The organism is Croceicoccus esteveae, from assembly GCF_031846435.1.
GTDB classification, from domain to species: Bacteria; Pseudomonadota; Alphaproteobacteria; order Sphingomonadales; family Sphingomonadaceae; genus Croceicoccus; species Croceicoccus esteveae.
This window is the reverse complement of the sequence record NZ_JAVRHS010000001.1, coordinates 404,347-422,816: the sequence shown is the minus strand read 5'-3', so window position 1 is coordinate 422,816 and position 18,470 is coordinate 404,347. Positions and strand designations below refer to the sequence as shown.

Below are 18,470 nucleotides of genomic sequence, written 5' to 3'. Positions count from 1 at the left end.
GCTGGCGCTATGCTGCCTGCTGACCATGGCGGTCCTGCTCTTAGTCAGTGCTGGAAATCGGGATGGCTTTTGCCTAGGGTGCGGGCGCACGATCCTCCCCTTCCGATTTCCTACCTTCGAAAGAAAGCCTTCTGGCGTGAACGACATGAGCGAAACCGCCCCGGCAAGCGGCCCTGACATCCAGCCGATCGACATCGTCGATGAGATGAAGTCGAGCTACCTTGATTACGCCATGAGCGTGATCGTCTCTCGCGCGCTGCCGGACGTTCGTGACGGGTTGAAGCCGGTGCACCGCCGCATTCTCTACAGCTGCCAGGAAGCAGGCTACGTCGCCGGACGGCCATACCGCAAGTCGAGCCGCATCGTCGGCGATGTGATGGGTAAGTACCACCCCCACGGCGACAGCGCGATTTACGATGCGCTCGCCCGGATGACGCAGGACTGGTCCATGCGGCTGCCGCTGGTCGATGGCCAAGGCAACTTCGGCTCGATGGATCCCGATCCGCCGGCGGCGATGCGCTACACCGAAGCGCGGCTTGCCCGCGTTGCGGAACAATTGCTGAGCGATATCGACAAGGATACGGTCGATTTTGCGGACAATTATGATGGCAGCGAAAGCGAGCCTGTGGTCCTGCCCGCGCGCTATCCCAATCTGCTGGTGAATGGCGCCGGTGGCATCGCGGTCGGCATGGCCACCAACATCCCGCCTCACAACCTTGGCGAAGTGATCGACGGCTGCCTCGCGATGATCGCCAATCCTGCGATTACCGTCGATGAATTGTTCGAGATCATTCCCGGCCCCGATTTTCCGACCGCTCCGCTCATACTTGGCCAGAGCGGCGCCCGCGCTGCATACCGCGAAGGACGCGGTTCCGTCCTGATGCGTTGCCGCCATGAAATAGAGACCGGACGCGGCGACCGGCAATCGATCGTACTCACGTCCATCCCCTATCAGGTGGGCAAGAACAGCCTCGTTGAAAAGATCGCCGAAGCGGCCAAGGACAAGCGGATCGAAGGCGTGTCCGACATCCGCGACGAATCCAACCGCGAAGGCATGCGCGTCGTTGTCGACCTGAAGCGCGATGCAACACCCGAAGTCGTGCTGAACCAGATCTGGCGGCATTCGCCTGCGCAGTCGAGTTTTCCCGCCAACATGCTGGCCATCAGCGGCGGGCGACCGGTGGTCCTCACCCTGCGCGATTTTCTCAGCGCCTTCATTCGCTTTCGCGAAGAGGTCATTACCCGCCGCACCAAGTTCGAGCTCAACAAGGCGCGTGAACGGGCCCACATCCTGCTTGGTCTGGTGATCGCGGTCACCAATCTTGACGAGGTGGTGCGCATCATCCGCGGATCGGCAACGCCGGTCATTGCGCGCGAAACCCTGCTGCAACGCGACTGGCCGATTGGCGAGATCGCGCAATATCTGCGGCTTGTCGAAGCGATCGAGAATGACGATCATGACAATGCGGATGCAACCTACCGCCTGTCGGAAACACAGGTGCGCGCCATTCTCGATCTGCGCCTGCATCGCCTGACAGCGATCGGTCGCGACGAGATTGGCAGCGAGCTTGAAAAGCTGGCCGCTGCAATTGCCGAATATCTGGGCATACTCGGCGACCGGGCGCGGCTGTATGCCGTGATGACAGCGGAACTGCAAATCGTGCGCGATGGCTATGCAACGCCGCGCCTGTCCACCATCGCCCCTGCCTGGGACGGGCTGGAGGACGAAGACCTCATCGAGCGGGACGAGATGGTCGTCACTGTCACTATGGACGGCTATATCAAGCGGACGCCGCTCTCCACCTTCCGCGCGCAGCATCGCGGCGGCAAGGGCCGCGCCGGCATGGCGACCAAGGACGCAGACGCCATTTCGGAGATGTTCGTCACCAGCACGCACAATCCCGTGCTGTTCTTTTCAACGTCAGGCAAGGTTTACCGGCTGAAAGTCTGGAAACTGCCCGAGGGCGGCCCGACCACACGCGGGCGGCCGATCGTCAATCTCCTGCCATCACTTGGTGCTGATGAGACGATCGCAACCGTGCTGCCCTTGCCGGAGAATGAGGCGGGCTGGGGTGCGCTCAATGTGGTGTTCGCCACCGCGCAGGGCAGCGTGCGTCGCAATTCGATGGATGCGTTCGCGAATATTCCGTCGAACGGCAAGTTTGCCATGCGTTTCGATGATCTGAGCAATGACCGGCTGATCGGCGTTGCGCTGCTCGAAAATGGCGATGATGTCCTGCTGGCCACCAAGCTTGGCAAGGCCATTCGCTTTGACGGAGAGGACGTACGCGAGTTCCAGAGCCGGACCTCCACCGGCGTCCGCGGCATGCGCCTGAAGACCGGAGACGAGGTTGTTTCGCTGTCGATCCTCGAGGGCGGCAGCGCAACGCCTGATGAGCGGGATGCCTATCTGCGGGTGGCACCATGGAAGAACGGCGATGAACCTGTCGAACTTTTGCCTGAACATGCCGCGATGGCGGAGGCGGAACAGTTCATCCTGACCGTATGCGCCAATGGCTATGGCAAACTGTCCTCCGCCTATGAATACCGGCGCGCCGGCCGTGGCGGGCAAGGCATCACGAACATCGACAACATCGAGCGCAATGGCCCGGTCGTCGCCAGCTTTGCTACGGTAAAGTCGGATCAGCTGATGCTGGTTACAGATCAGGCCAAGCTCATCCGGATCGGCCTGCAGACATTGCGTGTGATCGGCCGCAACAGCGCCGGGGTCCGCCTGTTCAACGTCGGCAAGAACGAGCACGTCGTTTCGGTCGCCCGGGTCGATGAGGAAGCCGCGCCTGAAAATGCCGCAGAAGAAGCCATCGTAGAGGAAATGCTGGGCCGCGACACACCGGATACGCAGCCTTACACGACGCAGGATCGTGACGATCCCCCACCGACGGACGTGTAGTCGATGCAGGCCTGTCGTTCCACAAAAGAAGGTGCGCACGATGAGCCATGACGTGCATGTCATCGGCGGCGGTCTTGCGGGCAGTGAGGCTGCATGGCAGCTGGCGCAGCGCGGGCTTACCGTCCGGCTGTCAGAAATGCGCGGCGCAGGGTATGGCACGCCTGCTCATAATACCAACGGTCTGGCGGAAATGGTTTGCTCCAATTCCTTCCGGTCCGACGATGACACTTCCAATGCTGTCGGGTTGCTTCATCATGAAATGCGGCAGTGCGGATCGCTGGTCATGCAGGCAGCGCAAGAGGCACGGGTTCCGGCAGGTTCCGCGCTTGCTGTCGATCGCGATATCTTCTCCGCCGCGGTGCAAAGCGCGCTCGAAAGCCACGGCAATATCACCATCGTGCGCGAACATGTCGAGGTGCTGCCCTCCTCCGGTCACACGATCGTAGCGACAGGTCCGCTGACTTCTGCCGCGCTTGCAGATCACATTGGCAGCCGGACAGGCATGGACAGCCTTGCCTTCTTCGACGCCATCGCGCCCATCGTTCACCGACATTCGATCGATATGGAAATTGCGTGGGTGCAATCCCGCTGGAACAAGGCGTCCGGTCCGCAAAGCGAGGGGCAGAACGGCGACTACATCAATTGTCCCCTGAACGAAGCGGAATATCGCACCTTCCACCAGGCCTTGGTTGACGGCAAGAAAACCGAGTTCAAGCAGTGGGAAACGGACACACCCTACTTTGAAGGGTGCATGCCGATCGAGGTCATGGCCGCACGAGGCATCGACACCTTGCGCTATGGCCCGATGAAGCCTGTCGGACTTGACGATCCGCGGACCGGGCGCTGGCCTTATGCGGTGGTGCAATTACGGCAGGACAATCGTCTGGGCACCTTGTGGAACATGGTGGGCTTTCAGACCAAGCTTGTATGGAGCGCGCAGACAGAACTGTTCCGCACCATACCCGGACTTGAAAACGCAGAATTTGCCAGGTTGGGCGGGTTGCATCGCAACACTTTTCTCAACGCTCCAACCCTGCTTGACCGGCAACTGCGCCTTAAAAGCGCGCCGCACATCCGCTTCGCCGGGCAGATCACTGGTTGCGAGGGCTACGTGGAAAGCGCGGCGATCGGTCTGGCGGCGGGCATGATGACTGCCTGCGAACATGCAGGGATGTCCTGGCAAGCGCCGCCCGCTACGACCGCAATGGGGGCCCTGCTGCGCCACATCACCGGCGATGCCGATGCCGCCAATTATCAGCCCATGAACATCAATTTCGGGCTTTTTCCAGCTCCCGAAGGCAAGGTCCGAAAAAAGGAACGCAAACTTGCCTATACCACCCGCGCCAAGCAGGATTTCCTGCGCTGGCACGGCGAACTGCCGGGTTCAGCAGCGGCGTAAAAGCTGCTTAGGTCAGCAGGCGCAGCGCGTGGCAGGCGCGCGGGGCTTGGGCCGGGTCGTAGCAAATTCACCGGGGCTAAGCCGTCCGTTGCGATCACCGTCGGCACCTTCGAACTTCTTGACGGTGCTGACCGCCCACTCTTCGAAAGTCAGGAGATTGTTGCCATCCACGTCGAGCTTGCGAAACGCATTCACCCGGGTGGCAAGCATTTCGTTGCGGGTAATTATGCTGTCATTGTTGCGGTCATAGCGGGCAAATCGCTTCTGCTCCTTGGTCATTTCAACCGCTTCGGGTAATTTCGGTCCTGTCATCGTGCTTGCATCAGCAGAGGGCAGAACAGTGGGCGCATCGCGCAAAATTGGCGGCTGCTCGCTAACGTCCGGCGGCGGCGCGCCGGGTGCCTCAATGGCGCGCCCCTGCCACCAGAAAACACCGATCGCGACCAGCATCAACGCCCCCAATGCGCCAAGCAGCACCCTGTTCATTCTTGTCATCCCCCCAGGCTGAAGCTTTCGCCTTAGCGGCCGAATAGCCCCACGCGCATAGCGCTGGCAAGATCGCCAGCGCCGCCGATCGGTCGATTGGCAGCAAATGCGCGTTCGCATAGCGTGTTCAGCACCGCCAGCGGCCGCATGGCACGGCCGGTCGGCTGTCGGGGCCGTGCACTTGCAGCGAGCATGGACGAAATTTGTTCTCGTTCCAGCACATCGCTTACGTGACAGCCAAGGTCGGCAAGCGCCCAGCGCCTCGCCAGCGCAGTCACGTCACCGCCATCGATCCTATGCGACAACGCCGACATGGCCGCGACGCGCCCGTCGACAAACAGCGACAAAGCCCCTTGCGGAATAGGCGCTGGACCGATCATGTGTTCCCACCCATCGACCAATGCGCCAAGCGCCGCCAGTTGCGCCGGCCATCCGGTTAGCGCGGTCAGCAAAGGCTCCCCATGTGGCCACTGCGCCACAGGTTTTGCAAACATGTCGCGCCACCATGACAGCCGCAACTGCGTAAGCCCTGGCTCCCTATTGCGGCCGACAGTCTGGGCAAGCCGCCGATCCAGCGCCAGCAAAGCACACCAGGATGCCTGCACGCGGGCGGGGGCATAGGCCAACGCCAGCCGCTGCATCGGGCTCAGCGACGCACGCAGCGTTTCGTACCATGCCGCTTCATCGCTCATCCGCAGGTCAGTGCAATCTGCTTGTGCCGCACCGCGTAAAAAGCGTCAGTCGCGGTAACACACGGTTCTTGCTGCCTCGACGATCTGCGTGGAGGTGATCAGCGCCTCTTTCTCCAGATTAGCGGCATAGGGCAATGGCACATCCTCGTTGCAGACCCGCAGCACCGGAGCGTCGAGATCGTCAAAACCCTCGGTCATGCACACTGCGATAATCTCGCTTGCAATCGAGCAGGTCGGCCAACCCTCTTCGGCAACAATCAGCCGGTTTGTCTTCGACAGACTTTTCAGGACCGTCGCAGTGTCAAGCGGTCTCAAGGTGCGCAGATCAATGACCTCGGCTTCAATACCTTGCCCGGCCAGTTCGTCTGCTGCTTCAAGCGCCAGGCCCACGCCGATGGAATAGGACACGATGGTCACGTCAGCGCCCTTGCGCACAATACGGGCCTTGCCGATCGGCAGCACCCAGTCGTCAAGATCGGGGACGTCAAAATTGCGGCCGTATAAAAGCTCGTTTTCAAGAAACACGACCGGATCTTCAGTGCGGATCGCAGCCTTGAGCAAGCCCTTCGCATCCGCCGCATCATAAGGAGCAATGACGACCAGCCCCGGCACGCTTGCATACCAGGGTGCAAAGTTCTGGCTGTGCTGCGCCCCGACGCGCGAAGCCGCCCCATTGGGACCGCGAAAGACGACGGGACAACGCATCTGCCCACCCGACATGTAGTTCGTCTTGCCAGCAGAATTCACGATGTGGTCGATCGCCTGCATGGCAAAATTGAACGTCATGAACTCGACAATCGGGCGCAGGCCGCCCATGGCGGCGCCCGTGCCGACGCCGGCAAACCCGTATTCGGTAATTGGCGTATCAATGACCCGCCGATCGCCGAATTCTTCCAGCAGACCTTGCGTGACCTTGTAGGCACCCTGGTATTCGGCAACTTCCTCACCCATGACGAACACGCGGTCGTCGCTGCGCATTTCCTCGGCCATGGCATCGCGCAAGGCTTCCCGCACGGTTACCGACTTCATGGTCGTGCCTGCTGGAATTTCAGGGTCGCGCACGGGTTCCGCCTGCGCTGCTGGACGGGTAATTTCCGCCTCACTGGGCTGCTGCCCGACTTCAGCACCCTCACCGGCGGGAGGTGCCTTCTCAGTCTCCGGTTCCGGTTCATTCAAATCGGCCTCGGTCCCATCAAGGACTGCAATGACAGAACCAACCCTGACTGCTTCGGCGCCTTCCGGAACGATCAGTTGCCCGACAGTCCCTTCGTCGATCGTCTCGAATTCCATCGTAGCCTTGTCGGTTTCGATTTCAGCGAGGATGTCGCCCGGGTTCACCTTGTCACCTTCCTTGACCAACCATTTGGACAAGGTGCCCTCTTCCATAGTCGGGGACAGTGCCGGCATCCGGATTGCGGTGGCCATCAGTAATTCTCCACCAGAACGTCGGTATACAATTCTTTCAACTCCGGCTCTGGTGAACTTTCAGCGAAGTCGGCCGCTTCGCTCACCGTTGTGCGGATCGATTTCTCGATGTCCTTCAACGTCTGCTCATCCGTTCCGCGCTTCACCATCTCAGCTTTGAGCCTGTCGATGGGATCATGGTGGTCGCGCATCTCCTGCACCTCGTCACGAGTGCGATACTTTGCCGGATCGGACATGGAATGTCCGCGGTAGCGATAAGTGTTCATTTCCAGGAGAACCGGACCGCCGCCGCCGCGCACATGTTCGAGCGCCACTTCCGCTGCTCCGCGTACCGCCAGCACATCCATGCCGTCCACATGCATGCCCGGGATCCGGAACGCCGCACCGCGGCGATGGAACTTGGTTTCCGCACTGGAACGTGCCGTGCTCGTGCCCATGGCATATTGATTGTTTTCAATGACGAAAATTATCGGGAGTTGCCAAAGGCTGGCCATGTTGAAAGTTTCATACACCTGTCCCTGATTGGCCGCGCCATCGCCAAAATAAGCCAGGCAAATACCGTCATCGCCGCGATATTTATGCGCAAAGGCGAGCCCGGCGCCCAGCGGCACCTGCGCGCCCACAATGCCATGACCGCCGTAAAAGGCGTGCTCGGTGCTGAACATGTGCATCGAACCGCCCTTGCCCTTCGAAATGCCTGCCTGCCTGCCGGTCAGTTCAGCCATGATGACTTTGGGGTCGATGCCATAGGCCAGCATGTGGCCGTGATCCCTATAACCGGTAATTACGCTGTCCTTGCCTTCCGCAAGCGCCGACTGCAGGCCGACAGCGACCGCTTCCTGCCCGATGTAAAGATGGCAGAACCCGCCAATCAGCCCGAGACCGTAAAGCTGCCCTGCCTTCTCCTCAAATCTGCGGATCAGCAGCATCTGCTTGTAAAAGGACAGCAACTCCTCGTCCGAAGCGTCGTATTTTCCAGCTTTCTCAAGCTGATCCTGAAGCGTGCGCAATTTGAAGTCCGGATCGTCTGCGGGGCTGGCGACGGAGACTTCATCGTTCTTCTTCAAAGACTTTCCAACCAAGTCACTTATCCCTGATCCGGCGGGCGCAAAGCCCATGAAACTGCTCATGCGATATAGGGATGCTTGTCAGCCCTATGCAAGCGCAACCCCTTGCAGTGCCCGATCAATTGAGCGGCACCACCACCTCGTCAGGATGAGCTACATTGAGGTTCTTGCGCAACAGTTCGCCAACAAGATCCGGATCGGCGTTATCAGGATCAAGCAGGTGCACCCGGTTGGCGATGCGATCACGCTCCGTCTGCAGCAAGGCAAGTTCGTCCTGCCGCTGCTCCAGCGTTTGCGCCGCTGTGCTCCAGGCGAGCACACCGGTGGGGCCGACAAGCGACAGCGCGCTAAGCCCAATCACCATGCAGATAACGACAATGCGGCCAAAACGTCGCCTGCGCAGTTGCGGGCGGTTCATGTGAGGCAGTTCGGAAAAGCGCTTTTTTGGCATGGCTGTTCCAGACACCACAGATCCGCACCTTTTTCAATCATCTTTGCGGCTCTGGCACAGCTTTGTTGGTCCGCTTTGGATCAGGCAGGCTGTTCTGGTGCGAGCGGACCTCTTCTGGCGGGGAAGCACGTCAGATTCAGGTACCCAGCCGCTCCATCATGTCGGAATAGACTGCCGGATGCAGGGGCTTGGTAAACTCCAGTCCGGCGGCATTGCCCTGGTGAACCCATCGAACAGTCGCTTCGATGGGGCCGACATTGCCAATCCTCAATGTCACCACTTCTTCCCTGCGCATGAGGCGGGGCACTGCCAGCAACCGGCAGCCATTGGTGGTAAGATCTGCCAGCGTCACCGGCAGGGCCATGCCGCCACCGAACCGATATTTGCATGTCGCGTTGACCGGTTTGCGTTCCATCGCCCGTTCGGTCACAATCTTAGCCCTTCATCATGTGATGTCAGGCTTTACGATAGGACATGATGATCAATTTTGCGTTAACGGCGCTGCTGGATTGCATCCTCGATCATGCCGCAGCGTCGACCATCTGGTTGGCGTCTCCGCCAATGACCAGGATCCAGATAATGATGCAGGCGATCCAGCCTCCGTTGAAAATTATCAGGGCGGTCCAGACCGCACCTTTGGAAGCGGTTCTGCGCGCCCGGCCGCGTACCAGATCGGCCTTGCCACTGAACAGGGCAACAACTGCCGGCAGGTGCAGCAGCAGCCACACCCCAGCCATGAGGCTTACCGCCCCCAACAATCCGATCAGCGCTGGAAAGAACCACAAAGGCATAAGATCAGACCTCTTTTTTCAAAACATTCGGATCAGATCGCGGAACTGAACTGCCGCGAGGCAGGCTGCCGATAATCGTCGAACTGTGCCGCAATCGTGCGGCCATAGGCAAGCCCTTCCGGCGTAATCGACAGCAGATTGCCATCAAGCGTCACCAGCCCGCGCGCCAGAAACGGCTGCAGCGCATCGGCAACGCCTGCTGCTGCAGCGATTGGCAGCACAGCTTGCTGGCGACACAGCAGGTCTTCAATGATGCTGCCGCACAAACGATCCCGGTCATTTACCCGGATACCTCTACCCGCTGACAAGCGACCTTGCGACGTCAGCATACGATACCGGCCAGCGTTCTTCTCGTTTTGCGCGAGGAGGTCGGGAAAGCTGCTGATTGCCGAACTGCCAAGGCCGATCAGCACGGGCGCATCATCATCGGTGAAGCCCTGAAAATTGCGTCGAAGCGTCCCGTCCGCTGCGGCACGCGCAAGCGGGTCTGAGCCTGCGCGCGCAAAATGATCGAACCCGATCGGCAGATAACCGCGCGCGCACAGCAGATCATAGCCCGATGCAGCCATGGAGAAACGCTCTGCCTGATCCGGCAGCGCAGTAGCGTCGATCATGCGCTGGCGCGGCACAAGATGCGGCACATGAGCATAGCCGAACAGCGCGATCCGATCAGGCAAGAGCACGTGTGCACGCTCCAGCGTGTCGCAAAGATCCCCCAGTTCCTGCCCGGGAAGGCCGTACATCAGATCGAAGTTGAGCGAAGTCACTCCAGCGGTCCGTAGCAAATCGACGGTTCGGACAATCAGTTCTTCGTCCTGCACCCGGCCGATTGCCTGCTGACAATGTGCAGCAAAGGTCTGCACACCCAGACTGGCTCGCGCAATGCCGATGGAGCCGATTGCCTTGGCCCATTGCGCGGTCATCGTGCGGGGATCGAGTTCGATGGAGAAAACCGGATCGCGAAAGGCAAATTGCGCCGTCATGGCATCGACCAGGCGCACGAAGTCCACCGGTGCCAAGGCGTTGGGACTTCCTCCACCAAACGCGACCCGACGCACGCGTGCGGTACGCGGCAGAATGCTCGCCACCATCGAAATTTCGCGGTGGAGCGCATCGAGATAGGATTGCAACCGCTGCCGTTTGCCAACCGCCCCTGTGTTGCATCCGCAGTAATAGCAGATGCTTTCGCAAAACGGGATATGCACGTAGAGCGAAACATCGCCTTGGGCAGCGGCAATTGCGTCGCGTTGATCGCTATCGGCAAGAACACCGAAATCCGCTGCCGTGGGGTAGCTGGTGTATCGCGGGACCGCAGTTGTCAGCAGGTCAGGATGGTAGGGCCACATGCAAACTCCATGCAGCGCAGCGCATGCCAACGTCCTTGCGCTGGATCAAAGTTTCGTGCCTGCCGCGTCCGCGTCATCCTTTGGCAAAGGCTCATCCTCATCGTCGATGAGAATGCGATTGGCCGCGCCTTCGAGATCTTCATATTGGCCATGACGCATGGTCCAGAAAAAAAACGCCAGCCCTGCCCCGCCCAGCAGCAATGCAACAGGTATGAGAAAGACAAGCGAGCTCATCGTGCCGAACGCGCGAGCCGCAAGGAATTGGCGACGACCACCAGGGAACTGCTCGACATGGCGATGGCGGCGACAAGCGGCGTCACCAATCCCGCGATGGCCAACGGCACAGCCAGCACGTTGTAGCCGATCGCAAAACCGAAATTCTGCCGCACAATCCGCATCGTGGCACGCGCTACTGTCACTGCCAGCAGGACCGGCTCCAGCTTTTCTCCGATGAACACCGCATCTGCGGCCTGCTGGCTGGCATCGCTGGCACTGCCGGGCGCGATCGACGCATGTGCTGCGGCAAGCGCGGGGCCATCATTCAGACCATCGCCGACCATCAACGGACGGTGCCCTGCCTCTTTAAGCCGCTCCAGCTCGCGCAGCTTGTCGGCAGGCGACATTGACGCCTGTGCAGCAATACCCAGCATGGCCGCGCTGTGGGCAACCGCTGCGTGTCGATCGCCCGATATGATGCTTGGGGCAATGCCTGCTGTTCCAAAAGCACGCGTCACTGCTGCGGCATCGCTGCGCATGGGATCGACAAAAGCGATATCGGTGGATTTTCCAGCGATCGTCAGCCGCGACGTCAATGCGGCCTGCTCGTTGTCGCTGCGGGCAAGCGACACCTCGTAACCATCATATCTGCCACAAAGGCCCTGGCCCGGCGTTTCTGTAACGTGCTCCACTGCTGCCGGAGTGATCTGTTCGGCCTGGAGCTGCGCGACCAGTCCCCGGCTGAGCGGATGGCGGCTATGCTGCGCAAGACCCAGCGCGATCTGCCGGGCGTGCAGATCAAGGCCTTGAAGCTGCGGACGCGGTTCCCCTAAAGTCAGCGTGCCTGTCTTGTCGAAGAGGACTATGTCCACCTCGGCAAGGCGCTCAAGCGCGCTGCCGTCCTTTACCAGAAGGCCGCGACGGATCAGCGCGTTGCTGGCGACCACCTGTGCTGCCGGAACCGCCAGCCCCATCGCGCATGGACAGGTGATGATCAGCACAGCGATCGCGATCAGCAGTGATTCGTGCCAGCCAGCCCCGGCAATCAGCCATCCGGCAAGCGACAGCGCGGACAGCGTGTGCACTGCTGGCGCGTAGAGGCGCGAAGCACGATCGGCTATGCGCACATAGCGGGATCTGGACTGCCCCGCTTCATCCATCAGGCGGGCCATTTCCGCAATGGCAGTGTTGCCGGCAACTGCAGTGATCGTCACTTGCAATGGCTGCATCATGTTGATTGCGCCGGCCAGCACCGGTGTGCCGACACGCACTGGTTCCGGCAGGCTCTCCCCGGTAAGCATGGAGTTGTCCACCGCGCCTGTCCCTGAGACCACAATCCCGTCGGCAGCAAAAGCTTCGCCTGCGGTGACGAGCATCACATAACCGGGCTCAAGCTCGCCTGCGGCAATTCGCCTGGTGCCGCCATCTGGCTGCACAACGCTTGCGCTCTTGCCCATCCGTCCCAGCAATGCCCCGATACCCGCGCGGGTCCTGTTGCGCATCATCGCGTCAAGCGCACGGCCGGTAAGCAGAAAGAACAGGAGCATGACTGCACCATCAAAATACGCGTGCGGCCCGCCGGTAGCAGCTTCATAGATGCTCATGCCGGTTGCAAGCAGGACGCCGATGGAAATCGGCACGTCCATATTGGTGCGCCGGTGCCGCAGCGCCATCAGCGCCGAGGCGAAGAACGGCCGGCCGGCGTAGGCGACCACCGGCAGCGCGATCAACGCCGACAACCAGTGAAACAGATCCCTGGTCACGCCCGCCGCGCCCGACCATACTGCCACCGACAGCAGCATGATGTTCATCATGCCAAAGCCTGCAACTGCCAGCGCACGCAGCAGAACCTTGCCCTCATCATCCTGCGCCAGCGGATTGACGGCGGCAAGCTGGGCTTCAAATCCAAGCTTGCGCAGGGCATCGACCAGGCTGTCTTCATTAAGTCCGGCATCGTGCCGCAGCGCCACCTGTTTGGCGGAAAAGTTCACCCGGACCGTGTCGACCCCGGCGACAATGCCCATGCCGCGCTCGATCTTGGCGATGCAGCCTGCGCATTTCATGCCTGGCACCACAAAGCGCGTATCAAGCAATGGCGCCCGCTCTGTTATCGCGTTCTCCGCCGGCGCGGATCCGATCGCGACTGGCGCATTCATTCGAGGCGGCTTTCCTGCTGCCAGCGGCGTTCGCCATCGACAATGGTAAGGCGCACCGACCAGCGGCCAAGCGCAATGGGATCAGCAGACCTGTACCGGCCGTTTCCCATCGCCGTGAGAGGCAACCATGTCGTTTCGGACTTGCCGAGCGGGCGGCGCGCTACGGCCGTTACTTCGGCACCGGGCGGCACATTGCTGGTGCTTACCTCAAGCCGTCCGTCCGCAGCCGTGCCGACCTGCGCTGTCCAGCCATACGCGCCCTGCTCGCGTGCCTGCTCAAGCCAGCGATTGTATTTCTGACTGGCGACATAACTGTTCTCGACCATCACTCCGCCAAATCCACGCAGGGCAAGCGTAGCCATCAGCAAATTGACCGCTATGATCACGCCGAACCCCGAGGCCAGGACAATGGCCATGTGCCGGCCGGTGAACTCGCCTTTCATTCACCTGCCCCCGTATCGCCAGGAGCGGTAAAGCGCGTACTATTCTCGTCGCGCTCTGCCTGTGCATCAAGCGAGGTCACCGAGATTGTAAAGTCCTGCGCCTTCGTGTCAGGCGGTGCCATGACATAGGCCCGCACGGTGCGGGTCTGGTCAGCAGGCATGGACACCGTCTGTTTTGAAGCTGCCTCCTCGCGTCCGATACTGTCGGTCCACATCACAGCCCCGGGCAGTCCCGCAACGGCAATTTCCATGTCTCGCGGGCGGCTTTCCATGTTGCGCAATTTGAGCGTGTAGGAATTGCGGATGGATCCGTCGCTCATCAGCATGAAGGGCGGGTTGCGATCGGGCGATACGCTCATCTCTGTATGGCTGCGAACACCGAGGGTAAACAGCATGGCGATACCGATCGCACTCCATCCGCCCAGATAGACGAGCGTGCGCGGCCGGGCGAGCGCGCGCCAGAGCGGCCGCGGCGTCTCGCCGGCCGCTTCCTTCTCGCAATCCTCCAGTGTCGCATAGTCAATGAGACCACGCGGCCGCCCGACTTCGGCCATCACCTTGTCGCAGGCATCAATGCACAAGGCACAGGTGATGCAGCCGATCTGCGGCCCTTCGCGAATGTCGATCCCGGTTGGACAGACATCGATGCATTGATGGCAGTCGATGCAGTCGCCGAACATGCCGGGGTTCTTCTGCGCCTTCTTGACGCTGCCGCGCGGTTCGCCGCGCCAGTCCTTGTAAGTGACGATCAACGATTTTTCATCGAGCATGGCAGTCTGGATGCGTGGCCAGGGGCACATGTAGATGCACACCTGTTCGCGCATGAACCCGCCAAGCGTGAACGTCGTCAGCGTCAGGATCGCGACGGTGATGTAAGCGACGGGAGCCGCCTCGCCTGCAAAGAACTCGGCAAACAGCGTGGGCGCATCGGCAAAATACAGGATCCAGGCGCCGCCTGTCACAAAGCTGATGAGCAGATAAATCGACCATTTGAACGACCGGCGCGCGACCTTGCCGGGACCGAGCGGCGCCTTGTCGAGGCGGATACGCGCGTTGCGATCGCCATCGACGAACCGGTCGATATGCTGGAACAGGTCGGTCCAGACCGTCTGTGGACAGGCGTAGCCGCACCAGGCGCGGCCCACCGCGCTTGTGACCAGAAACAAGCCCAGTCCCGCCATGATGAGCAGGCCCGCGACATAATAGAACTCGTGCGGCCAGATCTCGATACCGAACATGTAGAAGCGGCGATTGGCGATATCGACCAGCACCGCCTGATCGGGTGCATAGGGGCCGCGATCCCAGCGGATCCATGGGGTAATGTAATAGATGCCCAAGGTCACGAGCATCACGAACCATTTGAAGCGCCGGAAACGCCCGTCGATCCGCTTGTTGTGAACCTTGGTGTGTTTTTCAAACAGCTTTTCCGGCAGATGCTCGCGCGGCGGCTCGTGCGGCTCATGCCGGCGCGTGGTTGCCTCCGGCTCTGCCGTGGCGCTGCTTACCGGCTTGTTGGTCTTGACCACACCATCTTCGACAACGGTTCCGTCAGGGTTGTTCATCTACCATCTTCGCCGGATTTTCGGCGACCTCCACGAAATCTTCACCGCCCCCCAATGAATGAACATAAGCAGCCAGCATCTTGATTGTAACCGGATCAAGCCGGCCAGCCCATTTGGGCATCATGCCCAACTGCGGCGCAAGGATCTGCGCGGTAACTTCGGCTCGCGAACTGCCGTAAAGCCAGATGGCGTCGTTAAGCTGCGGTGCGCCCAATTCGCGTGAGCCTTGCCCGATTGCACCATGACAAACCGCACAATTGTCAGCGTAGATCTGCGCGCCTGCCGCATTCGGCTGTGCCTTGCCGCTCAGCGACAGCACGTGATCAACGAGCGCGTTAAGCTGGGCAGGTTCGAAAACACCGGCAAACGGCGGCATGATGCTCATCCGCGTTTCGTCGTCGCCCTGCTGGCGGATACCGTGCACCAGCGTATATTCGATGGCTTTCAGATCGCCGCCCCATAGCCAGTCGTCATCGTTGAGGTTGGGGTAGCCCTTGCTGCCCGCCGCGCCCGATCCATGGCACTGCACGCAGTTCACCTTAAAGGCCGCAGCCCCGCCGGCAACGGCTTGCTGCATGAGTGCGCTGTTATCCGGCAACCGCTCGATGGGAATATAGGCAAGCTGCTCACGAAGCTGCGACCGGCCTTTGTCGGCCTGTGCAAGCTGCTCGGCCAGCTCGCTCCGGCTGCTCCAGCCAAGGACGCCTTCGGTAGCCTGGGTCACCAGCGGCCATGCAGGATATAGGACGACGTAGATGACGCCCCAGACGATGGTGGCGTAAAGCGTATACAGCCACCAGCGCGGCATCGGGGTATCGAGTTCCTCGATGCCATCCCATTCATGCCCCGACGTCTCGGTGCCGGTTACCTCGTCGACGCGCGGGACGCTCTCTTCATTCGCCATCTTTGTCATCCTCGAAGGGAAGCATTGCGGCGTCATCGTAGTGGCGCCGTGATCCCGGACGGAATACCCATGCGCACAGCAGCACGAATACGCCGGCGAGGAAAATCAAACCATAGCTGTCGGCAAAATGTCGCGCGGTCTCGTAAAAGCTCACCGACCCTTCTCCGCTGCCAGCTCCTCAAGTGCTTCAGCGCTGTCAAAGTCGACCAGCGTGCCCAGCATCTGCAGATAGGCGACCAGCGCATCCATTTCGGTCAGCCGGCCAGGATTGCCATCGAAATCGCGGATCTGCGTCTTTGGATAGCGATCCTGGAGATTGTTGCTGTCCAGTTCCGGATTGGCCTGCGCCACAAGATCGGCACCGGCAAATTCGATGTCAGTCTTGGAATAAGGCACACCGACCCGCGCCAAGGCAAGCAGCTTTGCGGACGGGTCAGGCACTTCAAGATCCGTTTCGCTGAGAAAGGCGTATCGCGGCATGATGCTCTCGGGAACCACGCTGCGCGGGTCCTGAAGATGCTGCACGTGCCATTCGTCGGAATAGCGACCGCCAACGCGTGCCAGATCGGGCCCGGTGCGTTTGGATCCCCACTGGAATGGATGGTCGTAAATACTCTCGGCTGCTAGGCTATAATGGCCATACCGCTCCACCTCGTCGCGGAAGGGGCGGATCATCTGGCTGTGACAGGTATAGCAACCCTCGCGCACGAAGATGTCGCGCCCGGCCTGCTCGAGCGGCGTGTAGGGCCGCATGCCCTCCACCTCCTCGATGGTGTTGTCGATCCAGAACAGCGGCGCGATCTCGACGATGCCGCCAATCGCCACTGCTATGAAGGACCCGACGGCCAGGAGCGTGATGTTGCGCTCGAGCTTCTTGTGTTTTTGTGCAAGATCCATGGTGCGTTGTCCTACTCGGCCGGAGCCGGCGCCGGGGCTGGAGTTGCCGAGCTAGCTGCAGGCGCAGCCGGGCGATCAAGCTCGGGATCATAGACCGGCCCCTTGCCCATCGGCACCTCGTCGCGAAGCTTGCCTGCAAGCGTCATCCAGATGTTGAACCCCATGATGAGCGCGCCGGCCAGATACATGCCCCCGCCAAGTGCGCGCAGCACGTAAAGAGGATGAAGCGCGGCGACCGTATCGGCAAAGCTGTTCACCAGATACCCGTCCGGGCCGTATTCACGCCACATCAGACCCTGCGTGATGCCGGCGACCCACATGCTGGCAGCGTAGAACACGATGCCCAGCGTCGCGAGCCAGAAGTGCCAGTTCACCATGCGCAGGGAATAAAGCCGTTCACGTCCCCACAGTCGCGGCACGAGGAAATAGACCGCTGCAAAGCTGATCAGCCCGTTCCAGCCCAGCGCACCCGAATGCACGTGGCCAATGGTCCAGTCGGTATAATGCGACAACGAATTGACCGCCTTGATCGACAGCATCGGCCCTTCGAATGTTGCCATGCCGTAAAAGGCGAGCGCCATGACCATCATGCGGATGATCGGATCGGTGCGGATCTTGTCCCAGGCGCCGTTCAGCGTCATCAAGCCGTTGATCATGCCACCCCAGCTCGGCATCCACAGCACCACTGAAAACACCATGCCGAGTGTCTGCGCCCAGTCGGGCAGCGCGGTATAGTGAAGATGGTGCGGCCCCGCCCAGATGTAGAGGAAGATGAGCGACCAGAAGTGGATGATCGACAGCCGGTAGGAGTAGATCGGCCGCTCCGCCTGCTTGGGCACAAAGTAGTACATCATGGCCAGGAACGGCACGGTCAGGAAAAATGCAACCGCATTGTGCCCGTACCACCACTGGGTCAGCGCATCCTGCACGCCGGCAAAGGCGGAATAGGACAGCGACCCATTCCACGCCACCGGGATCGCCAGATTGTTGACGATGTGCAGCATGGCAATGGTGATGATGAACGAAAGGTAAAACCAGTTGGCCACATAGATGTGCGGCTCCTTGCGGCGCGCCAGTGTGCCGACAAATACGACCAGATAGGCGACCCATACAATGGTGAGCCACAGGTCCACGTACCATTCCGGCTCGGCATATTCGCGGCTTTGCGTCACGCCGAAAAGATAGCCGGTCGCCGCCAGCACGATGAACAGCTGGTAGCCCCAGAACACGAAGCGGGCGAGCGTCGGAAAAGCAAGGCGTGCGCGGCAGGTGCGCTGCACGACGTAAAAGCTGCTGGCAATGAGGATGTTGCCGCCAAAAGCGAAGACCACAGCCGAAGTGTGCAAGGGCCGCACGCGACCAAAATTCAGATATGGGCCGAAATTAAGCTCGGGATAGGCAAGCTGCAACGCGATATAGACACCGGCAAGCATGCCGACGATGCCCCACATCATTGTGGCAAGCACACCCCAGCGAACCGGATCATCGTCGTAGCGCGATGGCTCTGTCGGAATGCGGAACATGCTCTGTGCACGCGCGAGCGGGTCAAACCTGCCTGCCGTGATCGCCAGGAGGAAGAGGGCCACAGCAGCCACGATCGTCATGTGCACGGCAAAGCCTGTGTCCTGCGCCGTGGCAATTCCCAGAATTGCCAGCAAGAGCACCACGAACCATAGGCCGATGCGGCCAAGCACTGCTTCCATCTGTCCTGTTCCTCCGTATGG

Annotated in this window: 18 protein-coding genes; 2 read left to right on the top strand and 16 right to left on the bottom strand. The window is 60.6% G+C overall.

Annotated elements, in window-relative coordinates:
* Positions 1–145 precede the first annotated feature (145 nt).
* Together gyrA and trmFO are read left to right on the top strand one after the other, a co-directional pair.
* On the top strand, positions 146–2,911 hold the full coding sequence (gyrA, locus tag RM533_RS02025) for a DNA gyrase subunit A (protein ID WP_311339514.1): 2,766 nt from the start codon (positions 146–148) through the stop codon (positions 2,909–2,911).
* A gap of 40 nt (positions 2,912–2,951) precedes the next feature.
* Positions 2,952–4,310: a methylenetetrahydrofolate--tRNA-(uracil(54)-C(5))-methyltransferase (FADH(2)-oxidizing) TrmFO gene (trmFO, locus tag RM533_RS02020; RefSeq protein ID WP_311339513.1), complete on the top strand. Its 1,359-nt coding sequence runs from the start codon at positions 2,952–2,954 to the stop codon at positions 4,308–4,310.
* Positions 4,311–4,322: 12 nt separating this feature from the next.
* Here the strand turns inward: trmFO and RM533_RS02015 are convergent, their stop codons facing one another.
* The 16 genes from RM533_RS02015 to ccoN all read right to left on the bottom strand — a co-directional run bounded on the left by RM533_RS02015 (position 4,323) and on the right by ccoN (position 18,449).
* A complete protein-coding gene (locus RM533_RS02015) occupies positions 4,323–4,796 on the bottom strand; it encodes an EF-hand domain-containing protein (RefSeq protein WP_311339512.1) in 474 nt (157 codons plus the stop codon).
* A 32-nt stretch (positions 4,797–4,828) separates the two neighbouring features.
* Entirely contained in the window at positions 4,829–5,488 is a 660-nt protein-coding gene (locus tag RM533_RS02010) for a hypothetical protein (RefSeq protein ID WP_311339511.1), read from the bottom strand.
* A gap of 45 nt (positions 5,489–5,533) precedes the next feature.
* A complete protein-coding gene (locus tag RM533_RS02005; protein ID WP_311339510.1) occupies positions 5,534–6,913 on the bottom strand; it encodes a pyruvate dehydrogenase complex E1 component subunit beta in 1,380 nt (459 codons plus the stop codon).
* On the bottom strand, positions 6,913–7,995 hold the full coding sequence (pdhA, locus tag RM533_RS02000) for a pyruvate dehydrogenase (acetyl-transferring) E1 component subunit alpha (protein WP_311339509.1): 1,083 nt from the start codon (positions 7,993–7,995) through the stop codon (positions 6,913–6,915). The genes RM533_RS02005 and pdhA overlap by 1 nt, the downstream gene beginning before the upstream one ends.
* 103 nt (positions 7,996–8,098) lie before the next feature.
* A complete protein-coding gene (locus RM533_RS01995) occupies positions 8,099–8,431 on the bottom strand; it encodes an FtsB family cell division protein (protein ID WP_311339508.1) in 333 nt (110 codons plus the stop codon).
* Positions 8,432–8,567: 136 nt separating this feature from the next.
* Positions 8,568–8,861: a PilZ domain-containing protein gene (locus RM533_RS01990; protein WP_311339507.1), complete on the bottom strand. Its 294-nt coding sequence runs from the start codon at positions 8,859–8,861 to the stop codon at positions 8,568–8,570.
* A 91-nt stretch (positions 8,862–8,952) separates the two neighbouring features.
* Positions 8,953–9,222, bottom strand: a complete 270-nt coding sequence (locus tag RM533_RS01985; protein ID WP_311339506.1) for a hypothetical protein — start codon at positions 9,220–9,222, stop codon at positions 8,953–8,955.
* A gap of 32 nt (positions 9,223–9,254) precedes the next feature.
* The gene (hemN, locus tag RM533_RS01980; protein ID WP_311339505.1) at positions 9,255–10,568 is read right to left on the bottom strand and encodes an oxygen-independent coproporphyrinogen III oxidase; all 1,314 of its coding nucleotides are present in this window, start codon (positions 10,566–10,568) and stop codon (positions 9,255–9,257) included.
* Between the two features lie 45 nt (positions 10,569–10,613).
* On the bottom strand, positions 10,614–10,802 hold the full coding sequence (gene ccoS / locus RM533_RS01975) for a cbb3-type cytochrome oxidase assembly protein CcoS (RefSeq protein ID WP_311339504.1): 189 nt from the start codon (positions 10,800–10,802) through the stop codon (positions 10,614–10,616).
* The gene (locus tag RM533_RS01970; RefSeq protein WP_311339503.1) at positions 10,799–12,940 is read right to left on the bottom strand and encodes a heavy metal translocating P-type ATPase; all 2,142 of its coding nucleotides are present in this window, start codon (positions 12,938–12,940) and stop codon (positions 10,799–10,801) included. Before RM533_RS01970 ends, ccoS begins: the two co-directional genes overlap by 4 nt.
* Complete coding sequence (locus tag RM533_RS01965; RefSeq protein ID WP_311339502.1) at positions 12,937–13,383, bottom strand: FixH family protein; 447 nt, start codon at positions 13,381–13,383, stop codon at positions 12,937–12,939. The genes RM533_RS01970 and RM533_RS01965 overlap by 4 nt, the downstream gene beginning before the upstream one ends.
* Positions 13,380–14,945 (bottom strand): cytochrome c oxidase accessory protein CcoG, encoded by a 1,566-nt coding sequence (gene ccoG, locus RM533_RS01960; protein WP_311339501.1) that lies wholly within the window; start codon positions 14,943–14,945, stop codon positions 13,380–13,382. Before ccoG ends, RM533_RS01965 begins: the two co-directional genes overlap by 4 nt.
* Positions 14,932–15,849 (bottom strand): cytochrome-c oxidase, cbb3-type subunit III, encoded by a 918-nt coding sequence (gene ccoP / locus RM533_RS01955; RefSeq protein ID WP_311339500.1) that lies wholly within the window; start codon positions 15,847–15,849, stop codon positions 14,932–14,934. Before ccoP ends, ccoG begins: the two co-directional genes overlap by 14 nt.
* A complete protein-coding gene (locus RM533_RS01950; RefSeq protein ID WP_311339499.1) occupies positions 15,839–16,003 on the bottom strand; it encodes a cbb3-type cytochrome oxidase subunit 3 in 165 nt (54 codons plus the stop codon). The genes ccoP and RM533_RS01950 overlap by 11 nt, the downstream gene beginning before the upstream one ends.
* The gene (ccoO, locus tag RM533_RS01945) at positions 16,000–16,746 is read right to left on the bottom strand and encodes a cytochrome-c oxidase, cbb3-type subunit II (RefSeq protein WP_311339498.1); all 747 of its coding nucleotides are present in this window, start codon (positions 16,744–16,746) and stop codon (positions 16,000–16,002) included. Before ccoO ends, RM533_RS01950 begins: the two co-directional genes overlap by 4 nt.
* A gap of 11 nt (positions 16,747–16,757) precedes the next feature.
* Positions 16,758–18,449: a cytochrome-c oxidase, cbb3-type subunit I gene (gene ccoN / locus RM533_RS01940; RefSeq protein WP_311339497.1), complete on the bottom strand. Its 1,692-nt coding sequence runs from the start codon at positions 18,447–18,449 to the stop codon at positions 16,758–16,760.
* Positions 18,450–18,470 lie beyond the last annotated feature (21 nt).